This window comes from Virgibacillus salexigens (assembly GCF_014905415.1).
In the GTDB taxonomy this organism is placed as follows: domain Bacteria; phylum Bacillota; class Bacilli; order Bacillales; family Amphibacillaceae; genus Virgibacillus; species Virgibacillus salexigens.
On record NZ_BNEO01000002.1, the window covers coordinates 957,345 to 975,377 of the forward strand.

The 18,033-nt window shown below is 37.2% G+C and carries 15 protein-coding genes, 1 other RNA gene and 1 other annotated feature; of the genes, 3 read left to right on the forward strand and 13 right to left on the reverse strand.

Annotated elements, in window-relative coordinates; all coding sequences use genetic code 11:
- Positions 1-14: 14 nt before the first annotated feature.
- Together JKP73_RS12765 and cymR are read right to left on the reverse strand one after the other, a co-directional pair.
- Positions 15-1,157 (reverse strand): cysteine desulfurase family protein, encoded by a 1,143-nt coding sequence (locus JKP73_RS12765; RefSeq protein ID WP_021291018.1) that lies wholly within the window; start codon positions 1,155-1,157, stop codon positions 15-17.
- A 33-nt stretch (positions 1,158-1,190) separates the two neighbouring features.
- A complete protein-coding gene (gene cymR, locus JKP73_RS12770) occupies positions 1,191-1,610 on the reverse strand; it encodes a cysteine metabolism transcriptional regulator CymR (RefSeq protein ID WP_021291017.1) in 420 nt (139 codons plus the stop codon).
- Positions 1,611-1,778: 168 nt separating this feature from the next.
- Between cymR and JKP73_RS12775 the strand changes: the two genes are divergently transcribed.
- Positions 1,779-3,056, forward strand: a complete 1,278-nt coding sequence (locus tag JKP73_RS12775; protein WP_021291016.1) for a replication-associated recombination protein A — start codon at positions 1,779-1,781, stop codon at positions 3,054-3,056.
- A 97-nt stretch (positions 3,057-3,153) separates the two neighbouring features.
- Entirely contained in the window at positions 3,154-3,825 is a 672-nt protein-coding gene (locus tag JKP73_RS12780; RefSeq protein ID WP_021291015.1) for an RsfA family transcriptional regulator, read from the forward strand.
- A gap of 67 nt (positions 3,826-3,892) precedes the next feature.
- On the opposite strand, the gene ssrS is transcribed toward JKP73_RS12780, so the two are convergent.
- From ssrS to JKP73_RS12800, 4 genes are all read right to left on the reverse strand, one after another.
- A non-coding RNA gene (gene ssrS, locus JKP73_RS12785) (6S RNA) lies at positions 3,893-4,079 on the reverse strand.
- Between the two features lie 72 nt (positions 4,080-4,151).
- Positions 4,152-5,927 (reverse strand): aspartate--tRNA ligase, encoded by a 1,776-nt coding sequence (gene aspS / locus JKP73_RS12790; protein WP_200411355.1) that lies wholly within the window; start codon positions 5,925-5,927, stop codon positions 4,152-4,154.
- Positions 5,924-7,210: a histidine--tRNA ligase gene (gene hisS, locus JKP73_RS12795; protein WP_021291013.1), complete on the reverse strand. Its 1,287-nt coding sequence runs from the start codon at positions 7,208-7,210 to the stop codon at positions 5,924-5,926. The genes aspS and hisS overlap by 4 nt, the downstream gene beginning before the upstream one ends.
- 127 nt (positions 7,211-7,337) lie before the next feature.
- Positions 7,338-7,555: a binding site (T-box leader), on the reverse strand.
- A gap of 51 nt (positions 7,556-7,606) precedes the next feature.
- Entirely contained in the window at positions 7,607-7,780 is a 174-nt protein-coding gene (locus tag JKP73_RS12800; RefSeq protein WP_021291012.1) for a hypothetical protein, read from the reverse strand.
- 126 nt (positions 7,781-7,906) lie between these two features.
- Between JKP73_RS12800 and JKP73_RS12805 the strand changes: the two genes are divergently transcribed.
- On the forward strand, positions 7,907-8,959 hold the full coding sequence (locus JKP73_RS12805; RefSeq protein ID WP_038243457.1) for an N-acetylmuramoyl-L-alanine amidase family protein: 1,053 nt from the start codon (positions 7,907-7,909) through the stop codon (positions 8,957-8,959).
- A 169-nt stretch (positions 8,960-9,128) separates the two neighbouring features.
- Here the strand turns inward: JKP73_RS12805 and dtd are convergent, their stop codons facing one another.
- From dtd to JKP73_RS12840, 7 genes are all read right to left on the reverse strand, one after another.
- Complete coding sequence (gene dtd, locus JKP73_RS12810) at positions 9,129-9,575, reverse strand: D-aminoacyl-tRNA deacylase (protein WP_021291010.1); 447 nt, start codon at positions 9,573-9,575, stop codon at positions 9,129-9,131.
- 34 nt (positions 9,576-9,609) lie between these two features.
- The gene (locus JKP73_RS12815; RefSeq protein WP_021291009.1) at positions 9,610-11,808 is read right to left on the reverse strand and encodes a RelA/SpoT family protein; all 2,199 of its coding nucleotides are present in this window, start codon (positions 11,806-11,808) and stop codon (positions 9,610-9,612) included.
- A 198-nt stretch (positions 11,809-12,006) separates the two neighbouring features.
- Positions 12,007-12,519, reverse strand: coding sequence for an adenine phosphoribosyltransferase (locus JKP73_RS12820; RefSeq protein WP_038243450.1), 513 nt, complete (start codon positions 12,517-12,519; stop codon positions 12,007-12,009).
- Complete coding sequence (gene recJ / locus JKP73_RS12825; RefSeq protein ID WP_200411356.1) at positions 12,509-14,839, reverse strand: single-stranded-DNA-specific exonuclease RecJ; 2,331 nt, start codon at positions 14,837-14,839, stop codon at positions 12,509-12,511. Before recJ ends, JKP73_RS12820 begins: the two co-directional genes overlap by 11 nt.
- Before the next feature lie 79 nt (positions 14,840-14,918).
- Positions 14,919-15,239 (reverse strand): LapA family protein, encoded by a 321-nt coding sequence (locus JKP73_RS12830; protein WP_021291006.1) that lies wholly within the window; start codon positions 15,237-15,239, stop codon positions 14,919-14,921.
- A gap of 112 nt (positions 15,240-15,351) precedes the next feature.
- The gene (gene secDF, locus JKP73_RS12835) at positions 15,352-17,622 is read right to left on the reverse strand and encodes a protein translocase subunit SecDF (protein WP_021291005.1); all 2,271 of its coding nucleotides are present in this window, start codon (positions 17,620-17,622) and stop codon (positions 15,352-15,354) included.
- 52 nt (positions 17,623-17,674) lie between these two features.
- Entirely contained in the window at positions 17,675-17,971 is a 297-nt protein-coding gene (locus tag JKP73_RS12840; protein ID WP_021291004.1) for a post-transcriptional regulator, read from the reverse strand.
- Positions 17,972-18,033: the final 62 nt, after the last annotated feature.

Here is an 18,033-nt window from a genome sequence, read left to right on the forward strand (position 1 = left end):
TACTTACACATCCTTTACTTAACTAGTCGCTTTACTATCTTCGCAACACGTTCAGCAGCTTCTTTAATATTCTCTGGTGTATTAGCTTGTCCAAAACTAAAGCGAATCGAATTTGTTGTACATTCATGCGCTTTGCCAAACATAGCAGTTAATACATGTGAAGGCTCTACAGATCCAGCTGTACACGCACTTCCGCTGGAAGCAGCAATACCTTCTAAATCAAAATTGGTTAACAGCGCTTCGACTTTTGTACCAGGAAAACTTATATTCACCGTGGAAGCAATACTAGCTTCTATGGCACCATTGACTTCAAAATCGATTCCGTTTTTCTTTAAGATGTTAAGGAATGCTTGTTTATAAGATAAATAACGTTCCTTTCGAATTGATTTATTCTCCATAGCTAATTCAACTGCTTTTTGAAAACCTACAATTCCAGCAAGATTCTCCGTTCCAGCGCGACGTTTTCTCTCTTGCTCTCCGCCAAATTGTAAACTATTTAACTTCACCTTCTCATTCACATATAGAAAACCAATTCCTTTTGGACCATTTATCTTATGAGCGGAAACCGTCAGCATATCAATGCCCATCTTCGTAACATCCAATTCAATTAATCCAAAGGCTTGTACAGCATCTGTATGAAAATATGCTTGGTGCTTCTGTAATAATTCGCCAACCTTTTCAATTGGTTGAATAACACCTGTTTCATTGTTTACATACATAATCGAAACAAGGATGGTAGCATCTGTTAACGCTTGATTTACATCTTCTACATTAATTCTCCCATCTTGGTTAACTGGTAAATAGGTTACCTCAAACCCTTCCTGTTCTAATCTTTCCATCGTATGCAGTACAGCATGATGTTCCTGCGCAGTAGTAATGATATGGTTTCCCTTTTGTCGATTAGCTAATGCTGTGCCAATAATAGCAAGATTATCTGCTTCTGTACCCCCACTAGTAAATACAATCTCTTTCTCACTAGCATGAATGCTTCGAGCCAATGTAAGCCGTGCTTCATCTAATAATCGTCTTGCCTTCCTTCCAAATGAATGAACACTAGATGGATTACCAAATACATCCTTTTCCACCGTGTACATTGCATCTAATACTTCAGAGTGAATCGGGGTCGTTGCAGCATGATCCAAATAAATTTGTTCCATTGTTTATCTTTTCCTTCCTCAAACAATTACCATTTAAATATAAAACATATACGCATCTTGTGGCTGGTCATTATTATGTTCTGCTAAATCCTTTAGCGTAGTCGTATCTAACACATTCTTGACAGCATCTCGAATTCGTAACCATAATGCTTGCTTTGCGGGCTCTTCATCCTCGATTCCTTCAACTGGTGTTATCGGCCCTTCCAATACACGTATAATATCACCAGCTTTTATTTCTACTGGATCTTTCGCTAACATGTATCCACCATATGCACCACGAATACTCTTAATCAATCCTGCATTCCTTAAGGGAGAAGCAAGCTGTTCTAAATAATGTTCCGATAATTTATTTTCTTTAGCAATTTGTTTCAGCGAAGTCGGTCCTTTGCCATGTTGTTTTGCTAAATGAATCATAATTGTTAGTCCATATCTTCCCTTTGTTGATATCTTCATCCATGACACCTCAATTTTAATTACGTTCCAATATTACTAATACATGATATTATAGCATGGAACGTATTGTTCGTGCATGTTATCGAATTTTACAAGCATTAGCAATCTTGTCTAAAATAAGTAACATGTGAGAAACAGTGTTTTATTATAATATAAAGGACGGTATATATGAAACAAAAACCACTCGCATTTCGTATGCGGCCGGACCATATTGACGAAATTATCGGACAAGAGCATCTAGTAGAAGAAGGAAAAATTATTCAACGTATGATAGCGGCTGAAAGATTAGCCTCCATGATCCTATTCGGGCCACCAGGAACTGGTAAAACTTCCATGGCTATGGCGATTGCGAAAAGTCTAGGAAAGTCAGTAAAAACCTTAAATGCGGTCACCGATAAGAAGAAAGATATGGAAATTGTCGTAGAAGAAGCCAAAATGATGGGACAAATAGTGCTTATTCTTGATGAGGTACATCGTTTAGATAAAGGAAAACAAGACTTTTTATTACCACATTTAGAAAGTAATTTAATTATTCTAATTGGCTGTACTACAAGTAACCCCTACCATTCCATTAATCCTGCTATCCGTAGCAGATGTCATTTATTTGAATTACATCGTTTAACTGCAAAGCATGTAAAGCAGGCAATTTACCGAGCGATTTCAGATACAGAACATGGTTACGGAGAAGAAAGGATAACAATCATCGATGAGGCTGCAGAACATTTTGCTTTTAGCGCGAACGGAGATATGCGTAGTGCCTTAAATGGTTTAGAATTAGCAGTTGCATCCACACCAGAAAATGAAAATAGAGAAATTGTTATAACTCTAGAAATAGCGGAAGAGTGCATGCAGAAGAAAAGCTTTACACATGATAAGGATGGTGATGCCCACTATGATGTGTTATCAGCATTCCAAAAGTCCATCCGAGGCAGTGATGCTGATGCAGCTCTTCACTATTTAGGTAGATTAATTGAGGCAGGTGATCTAGAAAGTATTGCTCGAAGAATGATAGTAACTGCTTATGAGGATATTGGGCTTGCTAATCCACAGGCTGGACCACGAGCAGTTGCTGCTGTTCAAGCTGCGGAAAGATTGGGTTTTCCTGAAGCTAGAATCCCTTTAGCAGTTGTTATTGTGGAACTATGTTTATCACCAAAATCCAATACCGCCTATAAGGCATTAGATGCGGCCCTTCATGATATTCAACAAGGAAAGAGCGGAGAAGTACCCATTCATCTAAAAGATTCCCACTATAGTGGAGCGGAAACATTAGGCAGAGGGAATGCGTATAGATATCCACATAACTATGATAATGGTTGGGTATCACAGCAGTACTTACCAGATTCCATAAAAAATAAGCAGTACTATCAACCAAAAGCTACTGGGAAGTTCGAACAGGCTATTAAACAAGTTTACGAACGTATTCAGAAAGATAAAAAGATTTAACGTATAAGATTCCACTCCCGAGGTAACAATAAATATAAAAATAGCTAAATCTATTATTTAGTTAACAATAGAAATTACTAAAGGAGTGGAAAACATAATGGCAAAAGTAAGACAAGATGCCTGGTCACATGAAGATGATTTATTATTGGCAGAAACCGTATTACGACATATTAGAGAAGGCAGTACACAATTAAATGCTTTTGAGGAAGTAGGAGACAAGCTTAATCGTACTTCCGCAGCATGCGGATTTCGGTGGAATGCAGAAATTCGCATGAAATATGTTAACGCTATTGATCTTGCAAAAAGACAACGAAAAGAAAAGAAACGTGCAATGGCAAAAGCTGGGCAGCAAAATACGAGAAAAGCCGTTGTATCTTTACCACAAATTTCGGATAATAGTGTCACTGCAAATGACAACAACGTAACACCAAGCATCGAAGAAGATACAACGTTAAACATGGATATGGTCATACGATATTTAAAAGACATAAAAAAACAGACTATTTCTTCGAATCAATCAAAAGCTTCTCTTGAACAGATGGAAAAGGAAAATAAAAGCTTACAAAACCAAGTAGATACATTGAATAAACAATTAGAACAAACCAAAGTCCAATTAGAAACCATTCAAGAGGACTATCAAGCATTTATTCAAATTATGGAACGAGCTAGAAAAATGACCGTACTAGATGATCAAAGTTCCGTGGCAGCGCCCGCATTTAGAATGGATAAAAACGGTAATCTACAGCAACTTGCTCAAGGGTCAAATTAAATAAAGAAAAATCCTAGATGCTAAAAGGATGCTCTCCTTTCATGCTACCTAGGATTTTTTTATGTATCACAATCCCGATTGTGCCGTCCAGTTTGAAGCTTTGATCCCGCTCTTGGCAGGTGGGTGCTCTGTTCTATATTTGTTATGCTTCCTCTCATTGGAGGCACGCACGCAATATAGAAACCATTTGCGAGCTCCCATGTTTATAGTTGTTCGGTCAAAACACTTTTCATGAACGAACACATCAGGATATGCTTTGATTGAATTTGTAAATTTATTTTAACACGTAAACGAATTATATAGCAATGATCAACTTAAGAAAACAATTAATCTTTTTTAGGATTCAATTGAATGGATAACTCATTTAGCTGTGCTTGGTCTACTTCACTTGGTGCATTGGTTAACAAGTCAGACGCAGATGCTGTCTTAGGGAATAGAATGGTATCTCTTAGATTGCTTCTGCCTGCTAACAACATAACAATTCGATCTAATCCTAAGGCCACACCGCCATGTGGAGGTGTACCATATTCCAATGCATCTAGTAGGAAACCGAACTGCTCCCTTGCTTCTTTTTCCGTAAAACCTAACGCTTTAAACATTTCGCGCTGTAATTCTGTTTTATAGATACGTACAGAGCCACCGCCAAGTTCAAAACCATTTAGTACTAAGTCATAAGCATTGGCACGAACTGCTGCTGGTTCCGTTTGTATTTTATCCATGTCCTCCTCAACAGGAGATGTAAACGGATGGTGCGCAGCAAAATATCTACCCAATTCTTCATCATACTCTAGTAATGGCCAATCCGTCACCCATAAGAAATGAAATGCTGACTCATTAATTAATTTCAACTCTTTACCTAATTTTAAGCGAAGTGCACCGAGACTATCATAAACGACGTTTGTTTTATCTGCTACAAATAAAAGCAAATCCCCATCTTTAGCGTGCGCAGCAGTTAACAATCCTGCCTTTTCCTCATTTGTTATAAATTTAGCAATCGGACCTTTTAATTCATCGCCTTCTACCTTTAACCAAGCAAGCCCTTTGGCGCCATATACTTTTACAAAATCAGTTAATTTGTCGATGTCTTTCCGCGAATAATTAGCAGCTTGTTGCTCCACATTTAATAAAGCTACTTTCCCTCCGGATGCAAGCGCACCTTGGAATACGTTAAAGGTGGAATCTTTTAACACTTCTGAGACATGAATTAGTTCCAGCCCAAATCGGGTATCAGGTTTATCGGACCCAAATCGAGACATCGCTTCGTCATATGACATTCGTTGTAACGGAAGCGAGATATCGATCCCTTTCACTTCTCTCATGACATATTGCATCATTTCTTCTGTCATTTGCATAATTTCATCACTAGTTAAAAATGAAGTTTCAATATCGATTTGTGTAAATTCTGGTTGGCGATCTGCCCGAAGATCTTCATCACGAAAACAACGAGCAATCTGGTAATATTTTTCAAAACCACTCATCATAATCAATTGTTTAAACAACTGTGGTGATTGTGGCAAAGCATAAAATTCACCATCATGAACACGACTTGGTACCAGATAGTCACGAGCTCCTTCAGGGGTACTTTTTGTTAATATAGGCGTTTCCATTTCCAAAAAATCTCGCTGATCAAGGAAATCTCGAACTGCTTTTGTAGTTCGATGTCGCAATTTAAACGTTTCTTGTAATGACCCACGTCGCAAATCAATATAGCGATATTTCAATCGTAAATCCTCTGCTACTTCTGACTCATCTTGAATAGCAAAAGGAGGTGTTTTAGCTTTGTTTAATACAGAAATAGCTGAAACGATGACTTCAATTGATCCTGTACTCATTAATGGATTAACTGTTGAAGGATCGCGCTTTACAACCTGGCCATCTACCTCTACTACATACTCGCTTCGTACGGTTTCAGCCACTTGTAATGCTTGTGCCGAATGATCTGGATTAAAAACAATTTGAACGAGACCCGATTTATCACGAAGATCAATAAAAATCAGTCCTCCTAAATCACGTCGTTTTTGCACCCATCCTTTTAGTCGTACAAATTCACCTACATTCGCTTCTTCAAGCGTTCCTGCCATTTTACGTTGTTGTTCACTCATAATTGATTTCCTCCTAAAAGCTTTGCCTTCATGACGTCTACCACCTCTGAAAGTGGGATATTTTCTTGATTGCCTGTTTTCATTTCACGTACCGCAATATGCTGTTGGTTTAATTCATCCTCACCCAAAATTAATACGTACTTCGCTTCATAACGATCAGCTGCTTTGAACTGCCCTTTCATTTTTTTGGATTGATAATCTTTGTCTACTTGAATTCCATGGTTGCGCAGATTGTGCACAAGACGAACCGCTTCTTTTTCTGCTTGTTCACCAACAGCAATACAATAACAATCTAACGAAGAATCGACAGGAATCTCCCGCTGTTCTGCTTCCAATGCCATTAATAAACGTTCTAATCCCATTCCAAATCCAATTCCAGGAGCATTTGGACCACCAAGTTCCTCAACAAGACCATTATAGCGACCACCGCCTGCTAATGTCGTAATTGCACCAAAGCCATCTGCTTCACTCATAATTTCAAATGCAGTGTGATTGTAATAATCAAGTCCGCGTACAAGATTTTTATCAACATGGTATTCAATCCCCATTAAGGTTAGGTATTCTTTTACTTTTTCAAAATAGCACTGTGATTCATCATTCAAATAATCAAGGATGGAAGGAGCTGTTTTCATTGCTGGATGTTCACGATCCTTTTTACAATCAAGAATTCGAAGCGGATTCTTCTCTAAGCGCATTTGGCAATCACCGCAAAGCTCATTCTTATGTGGAGTAAAGTGATCAATTAAAGCCTGACGGTGATTCTCTCTACTCTCTTTATCTCCTAGTGAATTGATAACCAATTTTAAAGAAGTTAATCCCATTTCCCGATAGCATGTCATTGCTAAATCGATAACTTCAGCATCCACAGCGGGATCCGCACTTCCTAATACCTCAACTCCAAATTGATTTAATTGCCGCATACGTCCTTTTTGCGGTCGTTCATATCGAAACATTTGAGCAAAGTAATATAATTTTACGGGTTGGTTAACCGAACCATATAATTTATTTTCTACAAAAGAGCGTACTACAGAGGCCGTTCCTTCTGGACGTAGGGTAATACTTCTCCCACCGCGATCTTCAAAGGTATACATTTCTTTTTGTACAATATCTGTAGAATCCCCTACGCCACGTTGAAATACTTCCGTATGTTCAAACAAAGGTGTGCGAATTTCATGAAAATGGTATCTATTACATATTTCTTTTATTTTAGCCTCAACAAATTGCCACTTATTAGCATCTTGCGGAAGTATATCAGCTGTTCCCCTCGGTGCTTTATAACTCATATCATAACCCCCTAGTTAAGTTTTCGTATTTCAACCAGATACTGTCTGTTACTGGCAAATTTAGAGTAACAACTACTTGCCAAACCCATCGTTAAAAACATAAAAAACTCCCGTCCCTTCAAAAATGAAAAGGGACGAGAGTTACCCGCGTTGCCACCCTAGTTGATACAAATTATGTATCCGCCTTTACACAGTTAACGCCTGCAAAACGTTTATACCTACTCTTTTCGATATAAAGCCTCTTGAATGTCTTTCATTGGACCAAATTGCAAAAATGCTTCCAGCCAGTGACATTTTTTCTCTGTCCATTTGGGCACCAATTACTTTTTCCGTCATCGGTTCATTTCTATTCGTAATTATGAATGTATATTATATTAAGCTTTCCTTCGGATTATGTCAAGCACGATTAATTTTTTTCTTTAACATTTTTACCTCACCCAAAGAAATCCCTAATTCTTGCGCTATCTCCATATGACTTGTATTACCTTCTAATTCCATAAAACGATGTAGGTTTACCCCAAATACTTGATTATGATTATGAGCGTACCATTGTTTTTCCGGCGATCGCATACAAAAACCTCCTTCTTGAATAACTATAGTTTTGCCTAATAGCAAACTTTTTATTATACTGAAAAGAGGATTTTGATCGTAACAACGCCACGCATAACAACGATTCGTTGTACAAGGAGGTACTTAATGGCGGTAGCAAAACAATTTTTATTATCCAGTATCCTATTGTGTATTGTTTTTGTTCCCTCTATTGCTTTTGCTAAAAATGGCAGCATTTCTGGAAATAATGTAAACATTCGAAGTGGACCTGGAACAAATTTTGGTGTCATTGATCAAGCTAATGAAGGTGAACATTATCCAATTATTCAGGAAAAGGGAGAATGGATTGAAGTCCAGTTATCAAATGGAACTGGCTGGATTATCAATTCTTACATTGATATTAGCCACCCTCAAGAATCAGAAGCAACAACAAGTGTCTCGCCACCATCCACAATAACAATCGCAAATAATCATACGCAAATTCGGAGTGGACCATCCACTGATGAACCAATCGAACATTTTGCGAAAAAGGGCAGCGTATTTAATGTATTATCTGTAGATGGAGATTGGTATGAAATCCAAAACGATGAAGTACATGGATATCTATTGCAAGCATTAGCAGATCCAATTAATTTGCCTACTGCCAGTCGTTTTTTTAATAAAACAATTGTTATTGATGCAGGTCATGGCGGTAGAGATGTAGGAGCTATTGGGGTAGCAGAAACGTTTGAGAAAGACATTGCATTACTTACTGCCATGGAGTTGAAACAAGAATTAACCATGCTAGGTGCTGATGTAAGACTTACCCGTACAAGTGATGAATTTATTCCATTAGGAAGTCGAATAAGTTTTAGTAATTTGGTTGCTACGGACGCTTTTATCAGTATTCATTATAACAGTGTTCCAGAGTCTCCAACAGTTTCAGGTATTGAGACATATTATTATCAGGATTACAATGATGGTTTAGCCTCTCAGATCCAATCAGAATTAGTTAAAGCAACAGGCGCAAACGATCGTGGAACTTCATTTGGCGACTTTCTCGTTTTACGACAGAGCTTAAAAGCTTCTGTATTACTGGAGCTTGGATTTATTTCTAATCAGGAACAAGAATCCTTGCTTGATACAACAGCCTATCAAAAAAAACTAGTATCTGGTATTGTAAATGGCCTAGCTAGTTACTTTGCATCTAATGAACGATAAAGCCAGAACAAAAGGATCCGAACTAGTATCCGAGCAATTATATTCGGAAAGTAGTTCGGATTTTTCTATCGTTCTTTTTTAGAAGGGCGATTCCTGCCATAAGAAATGGATAGCCTCGTCTGTGAGACATAAAACAATAAATTAGCGTGACGCAAGTCGGCCACTCGTTTTATTTTTCATGACTGTCAATAAGTAATGTGACAGGACCAGCGTTTGTAAGTTCCACATTCATCATTTCTCCGAATTCACCGGTTTGTACCTCTACTCCTTCTGCCTGCAACAATTGATTAAAATACTGGTATAAAACAGCTGCATCGGAAGGTTTAGCAGCTCTCATGAAATTGGGTCTTCTTCCTTTTCTAGTATCTCCGTACAGTGTAAATTGGGAAATAGATAAAATACTTCCGCCAACGTCTTTTAGGGACAAATTCATTTTTTGATTTACATCTTCAAAAATTCGCAAGTTGATGATTTTATTAACTAAATAACTTGCATCATCTTTCGTATCCTCATGGGTGACACCAAGTAACACTACTAACCCTGAACCAATCTGACCGATAATTTCATCATTCACAGAGACACTTGCTTGTGTAGTTCGTTGAATTACTGCTTTCATTGAAATACTCCTTTATAGAACTCCAATACTACGGTTATTGCAACGTTCGAGTTACCGTATAAACATCTGTGATTTGTTTAATTCGTTCGACAATTTTGCGTAAATGACCGGTATTATGAATAAGAATAGTAATTTGAATGAACGCCATTTTATTACGGTCTGATCTACCATTTACATACGTAATATTTGTTTTCGTTTCATTTACTGCTTGCAGTACCTCATTTACTAACCCGCGCCGATCATACCCTGATATTTCAAGATCAACATGATATTGCTTCTGATCCGTGCGATTATCCTCCCAATCAACATGAAGAAATCGTTGTTTTGCTTCCTCTGTTTGAGCATTTGGACAATCTGCTCGATGAACAGATACTCCCCTGCCCTTCGTAATATAACCAACAATACGATCACCAGGTACAGGATTACAACATTTTGATAAACGTACTAATAGATTATCAACCCCTTCCACTTTCACACCAGAATCACGTTTTTGCGGCTTTTTATTTTTAACTTCCGTTTTCACTTCTTCGATAGTTTGCTCTAGATCCTGTTTTTCTTTTGATTTTCTTAGTTTATCCGTCAGACGAGTGGAAATTAACGCTGCAGTAATACCTTGATATCCTACCGCTGCATACATATCTTCTTCATTAGAAAAATTAAATTTTTCATATACGCGTTCTAAATTTTCTTGTGTAAGGACATCTTTAGGTTCGAACGATAAATCTCGAATTTCTTTGTCTACTGCTTCTTTTCCTTTAATAATGTTTTCTTCTCGACGCTGCTTCTTGAAAAATTGTTTTATTTTATTTTTTGCTTGTGAAGTTTGCGTAATCTTTAACCAATCTTGGGATGGCCCATACGAATGTTTTGAAGTCATCACTTCAATAATGTCGCCATTCTTTAATTGATAATCAAGTGGCTCCATTTTCCCATTAATTTTTGCGCCAATGGTTTTATTTCCGATTTCTGTATGAATTTTATATGCAAAGTCCAATGGTACAGATCCTGATGGAAGCTCAATTACATCTCCCTTAGGAGTAAACACATAAACCATATCTGAAAATAAATCTACCTTAAGAGATTCCATGAATTCTTCTGCATCATGCGTGTCGTTTTGCCAATCAAGAATCTCCCTAAACCAAGTCAATTTCTCTTCAAACGACTTCTTATCGTTATTAACTCGTTTTCCCTCTTTATATGCCCAATGCGCAGCAATGCCATATTCCGCAATATCATGCATTTCTTTTGTTCGAATCTGTACTTCTAAAGGATCGCCTTTTGGTCCGATAACGGTAGTATGCAGTGATTGATAGAGATTAGGCTTCGGCATTGCAATATAGTCTTTAAATCTCCCCGGCATTGGTTTCCAGCATGTATGAATAATACCTAGAACTGCATAGCAATCTTTAATACTGTTTACAAGGATTCGGACTGCTAGAAGATCATATATTTCATTAAATTGCTTATTTTGTTTCATCATTTTTCGATAAATACTATACAAATGCTTCGGCCGTCCTGATAAATCTGCATCAATATTCATTTCTTTCAATTGTTGAGAAACTTCATTCATTACTTCTTCGATATAAGATTCACGTTGGTCTCTTTTTTGTTTCATCAATTGAACAATTCGATAATATTGCTGAGGATTTAAATAGCGTAAAGCGGTATCCTCAAGCTCCCACTTTATCGTAGAAATTCCGAGTCGATGTGCCAAGGGAGCAAATATTTCTAACGTTTCATTGGAAATGCGACGTTGTTTTTCTGGAGGTAAATGTTTTAATGTTCGCATATTATGCAATCGATCCGCCAACTTAATTAAAATTACACGGATATCTTTTGCCATTGCTACGAACATTTTTCGATGGTTTTCTGCTTGAATAGCCTCTTTGGATTTATATTTAATTTTACCTAGTTTCGTAACACCATCAACGAGCATAGCGACTTCATGATTAAACGCTTCTTCAATCGATTCTATGGAAACATCCGTATCTTCTACTACATCATGAAGAAATCCCCCAGCTATTGTCTCCGCATCCATCTCAAGCTCCGTCAATATACCAGCAACTTGTACAGGATGAATGATATAAGGCTCTCCAGATTTCCGGAACTGATCGGCATGTGCCTGCTCAGCAAATTCAAAAGCTTGGCGAATAAAAGCAGTATCTTCTTCCGTTAGATACTGACCAGCCTTTTCCAAAATATCATCAATTGTCATAATATCGCTTTTTGCCATTAATAATCACCTTTATTCGCTATCTCAAGTTTCTAATATTAATCTTAAATATATTAATTATATGCTTTTTCGACACTTCATGTCCATCGTTAATTTTTGTAAATGCTTAATATCTATGTAAGTTGTATCAAAGAGCTTCACCAATAATAACAAATAGGCCTAACGATCTATATTATCGTCAGACCCATATGAAATGAGTTAGTAACTCATTAATGTTAGTACATCATAACCTTCTAGTTTGTCTAAACCATCTAAATAGCTTAATTCGATAATGAACGCACACCCTGCAACAACACCGCCAAGTTCTTCTACTAATTTAATGGTTGCTTCAATTGTGCCACCGGTTGCTAACAAATCATCTGTAATTAACACGCGTTGTCCCGGCTTTATCGCGTCTTTGTGAATAGTTAAGACATTTGACCCATATTCTAGTCCATAATCAACTTTTACAACTTCTCTTGGAAGTTTTCCTTCTTTTCGCACTGGAGCAAAGCCAACTCCTAATGCGTATGATACAGGACAACCAATGATAAAACCTCTTGCTTCAGGACCAACTACTACATCTATTTCTTTTTCTTTTGCGTAATCAACGATTTCATCGACTGCTGATCGAAAAGCATTACCATCTGCCATTAACGGTGTAATATCTTTAAACTTTATACCCTCTTTAGGCCAGTTTTCAACAATTTTAACATAATTTTTATAATCCATAACTCAGTTCCTCCTTGGGGATCCCCAAATATTCCGCGCATCTTGTAAAAAAGCTTTTTAATTCTTCATAGGTGGAATAATAAAGTACCTTCTCAATCTCAGCCTGTCTTAATCGTTGTTGATAAATGGAAGAAGATCGAAGATCTTTTTTCATCGGTTGAGGATTCGGCTGGATGATTCCATCCGTATTACTTATAAAATCCAATTCTTCAAACACATCTAAAATAAATAAAAGTTTATCTTTCGTCCACCCTTTCGATTGTATCAGAACAGTTATATCACGATCTGCATGTAATTGTTTACGTCTGAGAATAAAGGCATAAACCCACTTGAATTCTTCTCTGGATGGAAATGCCCTTAAATAAGTACTATCTTTCACATAATAACATACATGTATGTTATTTGGTTTGGTATTTTTTATTAACTGTTCAAGATCTGCTATTTCATTTGGCATGTCGATAATAAATAAGCTGTTCAATTGCTCCGGATCATCCAGCAAATCCTGATAGGTCTTGTAATTGATTCCTTCATACTGCGTACGTTCTTCTTTACCGACTGCCAATTGACGAGATTCCTCGTTTATAAAAGGAGATATATCCAATGTACGTTTACCTCGATGGTCAAACAATTGCCAATCATTAATTGAAATATCTTGAATCATCATTTGGGGTTTGCGTTGTCCATTCCACTCATTGATTCCTAATTCACCGACCAATTGAATAGCCGTATGTGGCGTTAAGTAATGAAATAGCTCTCCTAGTCCAAAGCCAATGGCATCTAACATCGCCTTATTCGATTTAAATTGAAGCTTTAAATGATTTTTCAAGCTACCAATCTGTCTTGCTTGTGTTGGCTGCTCTTGTATATGAAATAACGGTTTTGGATTGTGCATTCCAAATGGTGCTAATCGTTCAATCTCCCCAATAAGCTCTTCAGTGATTTCAGATATTGGGATAGACTGGCTTATATCAATAACCTGTTTAAAATCTTCTGCAGTTAATTGACTAAAAATCAACTCATTTAAAGCTGCTTGCAAGACTTCTACTTGTTCTAATTGTAATGTCATTCCTGCCGCTTGAGCATGTCCTCCAAAACTATGAAATAAATGTCTTACCTGCATACAATTTTGAAATAAGTCAAATGCTGGAATACTTCGGGCTGACCCTTTTGCTATTCCTTTATCTGATTTCTTAGCAAGCACGATAGCAGGCCGATCATATTTACGTACTAGCTTAGAAGCAACAATTCCAAGAACGCCCTCATTCCAACCTTCTTTTGCTACAATAATAACACCTTGTTGCTCACACCCATTTAACATTTCCTCTGCTTCATTTACAATTTCAGTAACGATACGCTGACGCTCTTGATTGATTTGTTGTATCGTTTCTGCAATTTCAATTGCTTCCTCTTTAGAATCAGTCATTAATAAATGAACAGCCAGATCGGCATCTTGCAATCTTCCAACTGCATTTATCCTTGGGCCAATTAGAAAACCTACGTCTTCTTCCGTAACTTGATCCTCTATTTTGCAAACTTGCTTCAATGCTTTTAACCCAACATTCGATGTAGCAGAGAGTGCTTTTAATCCGTAGTAAGCTAGAATTCGATTCTCATTCACGAGTGGTACAAGGTCTGCAATCGTACCTATTGCAGTAAATTCCAATAAATGTTTTGGAAAATAACCTAATAAGGATTCGGCAAATTTAAAAGCAACGCCAACACCCGCAAGCTCTTGAAATAAATAATCAGGTGAGCATTTAGGATGTATAATCGCATAACAATCAGGTAATTCAGCTTGAATCTCATGGTGGTCCGTAATAATTAAATCGATTCCAAGTTCATTAGCCACCTCTGCTTCATGGACAGCAGCTATTCCCGTATCAACAGTGATAATTAGTTGATACCCCTCATCATAAGCATTGCGAAAAGCTTTTTCATTCGGACCATAACCCTCTGTAAATCGATTAGGGATATAAAAATTGCAATCTGCTCCGAGTTCTTGCAGTGCTTTTAATAATACAGTTGTTGAACTTACACCGTCCGCGTCATAATCACCAAACACAAGGATTCTTTCTTGATTTTCAATTGCTTGATGGACACGGTTTGTTGCTTTATCTATCATTAGAAGCATATTCGGATTATGTAAGTCAGAAAGATCAGGCGCAAGAAATTTTGAGGCTGCATGTTCTGAAGTTATTCCTCTTTGTAGTAAAAGCTCTTGAATTACAGGAGATAAAGAAAGCGAGTCATCCATCCAATGTAAATTATCATTATCCTGTATCTTCTCTATATAGTTCCATTTTGCCTTACTCTTTAACATAAATTCACCCCTGACTAATCTATTATACATAAATTACATCAGGGGTAGCAACTAGAACTCATATGATAAGATTGGTTAATTATTTCTCATGATGATCCGCTTCCACTCCATTCGCTTCATCGTTTACTGCTATACCAGCCTCTTCTAACTTATTTGTTAAGTTAAATATTTCCGCTTTGTGATGACGGATTTCACGTTGTAATCGGAATATTCTTAAAGCGCCAACAGCAGCGGTAATGATGCCACCCATAAGTACGGAGAACAAAATAATTAGAATCAGTGGAGACTCTGCCGTCCAAAATAAATAATTTACTTCTACTGCTTCCACATTCGTAACTGCAAAAACAGCTACAATAATAACAAATAGAATTGCAAATAATACATAAGATTGTCCTTTCATGTAACTCCTCCTATCAAGAATGTGTCGTAGTCCATTTGATTATGTTCTCCTATTACCCTTACATAAATCAAGCAAACCTCTGTTACTATATAGCAACAGAGGTCATTGTTTTTTATACTTGTGGGCCTTCCACTTTCTTTTTCTTCGTAAAATCAACTGGTTTCTTCTTGATCATCTTGCCTCGCCATACGAGCCACAATTGCGCAGCTAAGAACAAGGAAGAATAAGTTCCAGCCAACAACCCAACAGCAAGCGCTATAGCAAAGCCTCCTATTGATTGTGCTCCTAGAAATAAGAAAGCAAGAACAGCGATTAATGTGGTAACAGAGGTGTTAATACTACGCATAAATGTTTGTACTAAACTTCGGTTAACAATGACCGCTAATTCTTTAAAGGACTTCACTTTTTTCCGTTTCCGGAGATTTTCTCTTATCCTGTCAAACGTTACAATCGTATCATTAATGGAATACCCAACAATTGTAAGAATCGCTGCTACAATCGTAACATCAAATTCAATTTGCGTAATACTAAATATTGCTATCGTGAAAAATGCATCATGCAAGAGTGCAATTATTGCCGTAATCGCAAAGAAGAATTCAAATCGAATCGTAACATAAAGGATCATAAAGATGGAAGCAATTCCAACCGCGTAAGCAGCATTTTTAACTAACTCTTCTCCAACAATTGGTGATACGACACTTATACTAGGCTCGTTACCGTATGCATTGTCAAAATAGGATTTCACCTCAGCTATTGTATCTTGAGACAGTACGGTATCAAATCTGGCAACTGCTGATTCGCCATCTTCACCTGTAGACACAATTGATTTAGCCTCTAAACCTAATTCATCAAATCCTTGCTCTACTTCTTCGGTTGTAATCGTATTTTCTGCTAAAATCTCGATTCGTGAACCACTTGTGAAGTCAATACCCGGATTTAATTTAAAGATAAACAAAGAGCCAATTCCTAATATAACCATGATTAATGAAACCATAAAGAATTTCTTACGATGCTGCACAACGTTTAATGACCGGTTAAATAATTTTGGTTCTTCTTCCCCTTTTTGTTTAATATCTTTGATGTCTGCTCGCTTCACTGCAAACCAGCTTGGACGATTTTTTATGAATTTAGTTTTAATCCAAAGACTTAATAGTAAACGTGTACCGAATACGGCCGTCACAAAACTTACTAAAATACTTACAATTAACATGGTTGCAAATCCCTTTACCGAACTTGTCCCAAATATAAATAAGACAGAAGCAGCCAGCAGGGTTGTTATATTTGCATCAAGAATGGTTGACAGCGAGTTCTTTGTTCCTGCTTTAAACGAAGCGATGATCGATTTACCAGCACGAATTTCCTCTTTGATCCTTTCAAAGGTAATCACATTTGCATCGACAGCCATACCGACACCAAGAATTAAAGCAGCAATACCTGGTAATGTCAGTACCCCATTCATTAATTCAAACACTAATAAAATCAGATAAATATAAATGCTTAAATTAATAACTGCAATGAAGCCTGGAAATCTGTACACAGCAATCATATATAAGAAAATTAATCCTACACCTATAAACCCGGCAAAGACCGTTTTATCCAATGCTTGTTCTCCGAATTGTGCTCCAACTGATGTGGAATAAATCTCTTCCAAATGTACCGGTAAAGACCCAGAGTTTATGATATTAGCTAATTGCTTCGCAGAATCCACTGTGAAGTTTCCACTTATCATAACATTATTCGTATTTAATGTTTCGCTCACACTAGGAGCCGATACAAATTTAGGATCCTCTTTTTGGTATTCTTCAGCATAACTGTCGCCTTCTTTATAATCCATCCAAATCACAAGCAAATTATCTGGATAAGGTGTTTCTGGATTATCCATATTTTTAATTTGACTTGTCACATCAGCAAATTTCTCCGCATCTTTTAACTGCAATGTAACAATCGGTTGATTACTATTAGGGTCAAAGTCTTGCTTGGCACTTCCTTCTTTTACATCGTTCCCATTTAAAAGTTCCTTATCGTTGACATCACGGAACGATAACTGTGCTGCGGTAGAAAGTAACTCTCTTGCCTCTGTTTGGTCTTCTACACCGGCAAGCTGTACTCTGATTCGATTCTCCCCTTCAATATCAATACTTGCTTCACTTATACCTAATCGATTTACTCGATCATTCAAGGTTTCAACGGTGGATTCTAATAAGCCCCTATCCATTTCCTGATTTCCATCAACTGGTTCTGCCTCATAGAGTACTTCAAATCCACCTTGTAAATCCAATCCTAAATTTATATCTTTTGTAATGCCTGTAACCGTTGTTCCAATTGTACCTGCAAAAATAAGTACGATTAGAAAAAAGGCAACTATTCTGCCTCTATTTTTCATCTATCCATGGCCTCCCTTTTTCTTAGGGTGATAATTTTTTATGTAATTTAAACTAATGATTGTTTGTCTCATTTGTTACAGCTTGAATGGATGCCATTAAATCGCCATCCTGGTAAGCTTCTACGGTCAAATAACTTATATAAGCAGCTGTACTCAACTGGAAGATATCTTGTACTACTTCATAAATTCGCTTCTCTGGATCACCCTTCCATACCTTCTGCATTAAGCACTTCCATACGTCATCGGTTGTTGTTTGTTCATACCCCATTAAATGAAACTCTTCTGCCTTACTTTGTAATGCAGGCATCACCATTTCTTTCCATTCTGTTACAGTTTGTACAATTTCCAAAAAAGAACCCTCCTAAATTCGGAGTACTAAAATTCGGTAACTTGTCATGCTTGGCCAAGTGA

What these genes read in the sequence shown, in the direction of transcription:
- JKP73_RS12830 (WP_021291006.1), bottom strand. Translation starts at nt 15,239, where the DNA reads ATGAAAGGACAATCTTATGTATTATTTGCAATTCTATTTGTTATTATT.
- JKP73_RS12815 (WP_021291009.1), bottom strand. Translation starts at nt 11,808, where the DNA reads ATGGCAAAAAGCGATATTATGACAATTGATGATATTTTGGAAAAGGCT.
- cymR (WP_021291017.1), bottom strand. Translation starts at nt 1,610, where the DNA reads ATGAAGATATCAACAAAGGGAAGATATGGACTAACAATTATGATTCAT.
- JKP73_RS12780 (WP_021291015.1), top strand. Translation starts at nt 3,154, where the DNA reads ATGGCAAAAGTAAGACAAGATGCCTGGTCACATGAAGATGATTTATTA.
- aspS (WP_200411355.1), bottom strand. Translation starts at nt 5,927, where the DNA reads ATGAGTGAACAACAACGTAAAATGGCAGGAACGCTTGAAGAAGCGAAT.
- secDF (WP_021291005.1), bottom strand. Translation starts at nt 17,622, where the DNA reads ATGAAAAATAGAGGCAGAATAGTTGCCTTTTTTCTAATCGTACTTATT.
- JKP73_RS12800 (WP_021291012.1), bottom strand. Translation starts at nt 7,780, where the DNA reads ATGCGATCGCCGGAAAAACAATGGTACGCTCATAATCATAATCAAGTA.
- JKP73_RS12820 (WP_038243450.1), bottom strand. Translation starts at nt 12,519, where the DNA reads ATGGATTATAAAAATTATGTTAAAATTGTTGAAAACTGGCCTAAAGAG.
- dtd (WP_021291010.1), bottom strand. Translation starts at nt 9,575, where the DNA reads ATGAAAGCAGTAATTCAACGAACTACACAAGCAAGTGTCTCTGTGAAT.
- JKP73_RS12765 (WP_021291018.1), bottom strand. Translation starts at nt 1,157, where the DNA reads ATGGAACAAATTTATTTGGATCATGCTGCAACGACCCCGATTCACTCT.
- recJ (WP_200411356.1), bottom strand. Translation starts at nt 14,839, where the DNA reads ATGTTAAAGAGTAAGGCAAAATGGAACTATATAGAGAAGATACAGGAT.
- JKP73_RS12805 (WP_038243457.1), top strand. Translation starts at nt 7,907, where the DNA reads ATGGCGGTAGCAAAACAATTTTTATTATCCAGTATCCTATTGTGTATT.
- JKP73_RS12775 (WP_021291016.1), top strand. Translation starts at nt 1,779, where the DNA reads ATGAAACAAAAACCACTCGCATTTCGTATGCGGCCGGACCATATTGAC.
- hisS (WP_021291013.1), bottom strand. Translation starts at nt 7,210, where the DNA reads ATGAGTTATAAAGCACCGAGGGGAACAGCTGATATACTTCCGCAAGAT.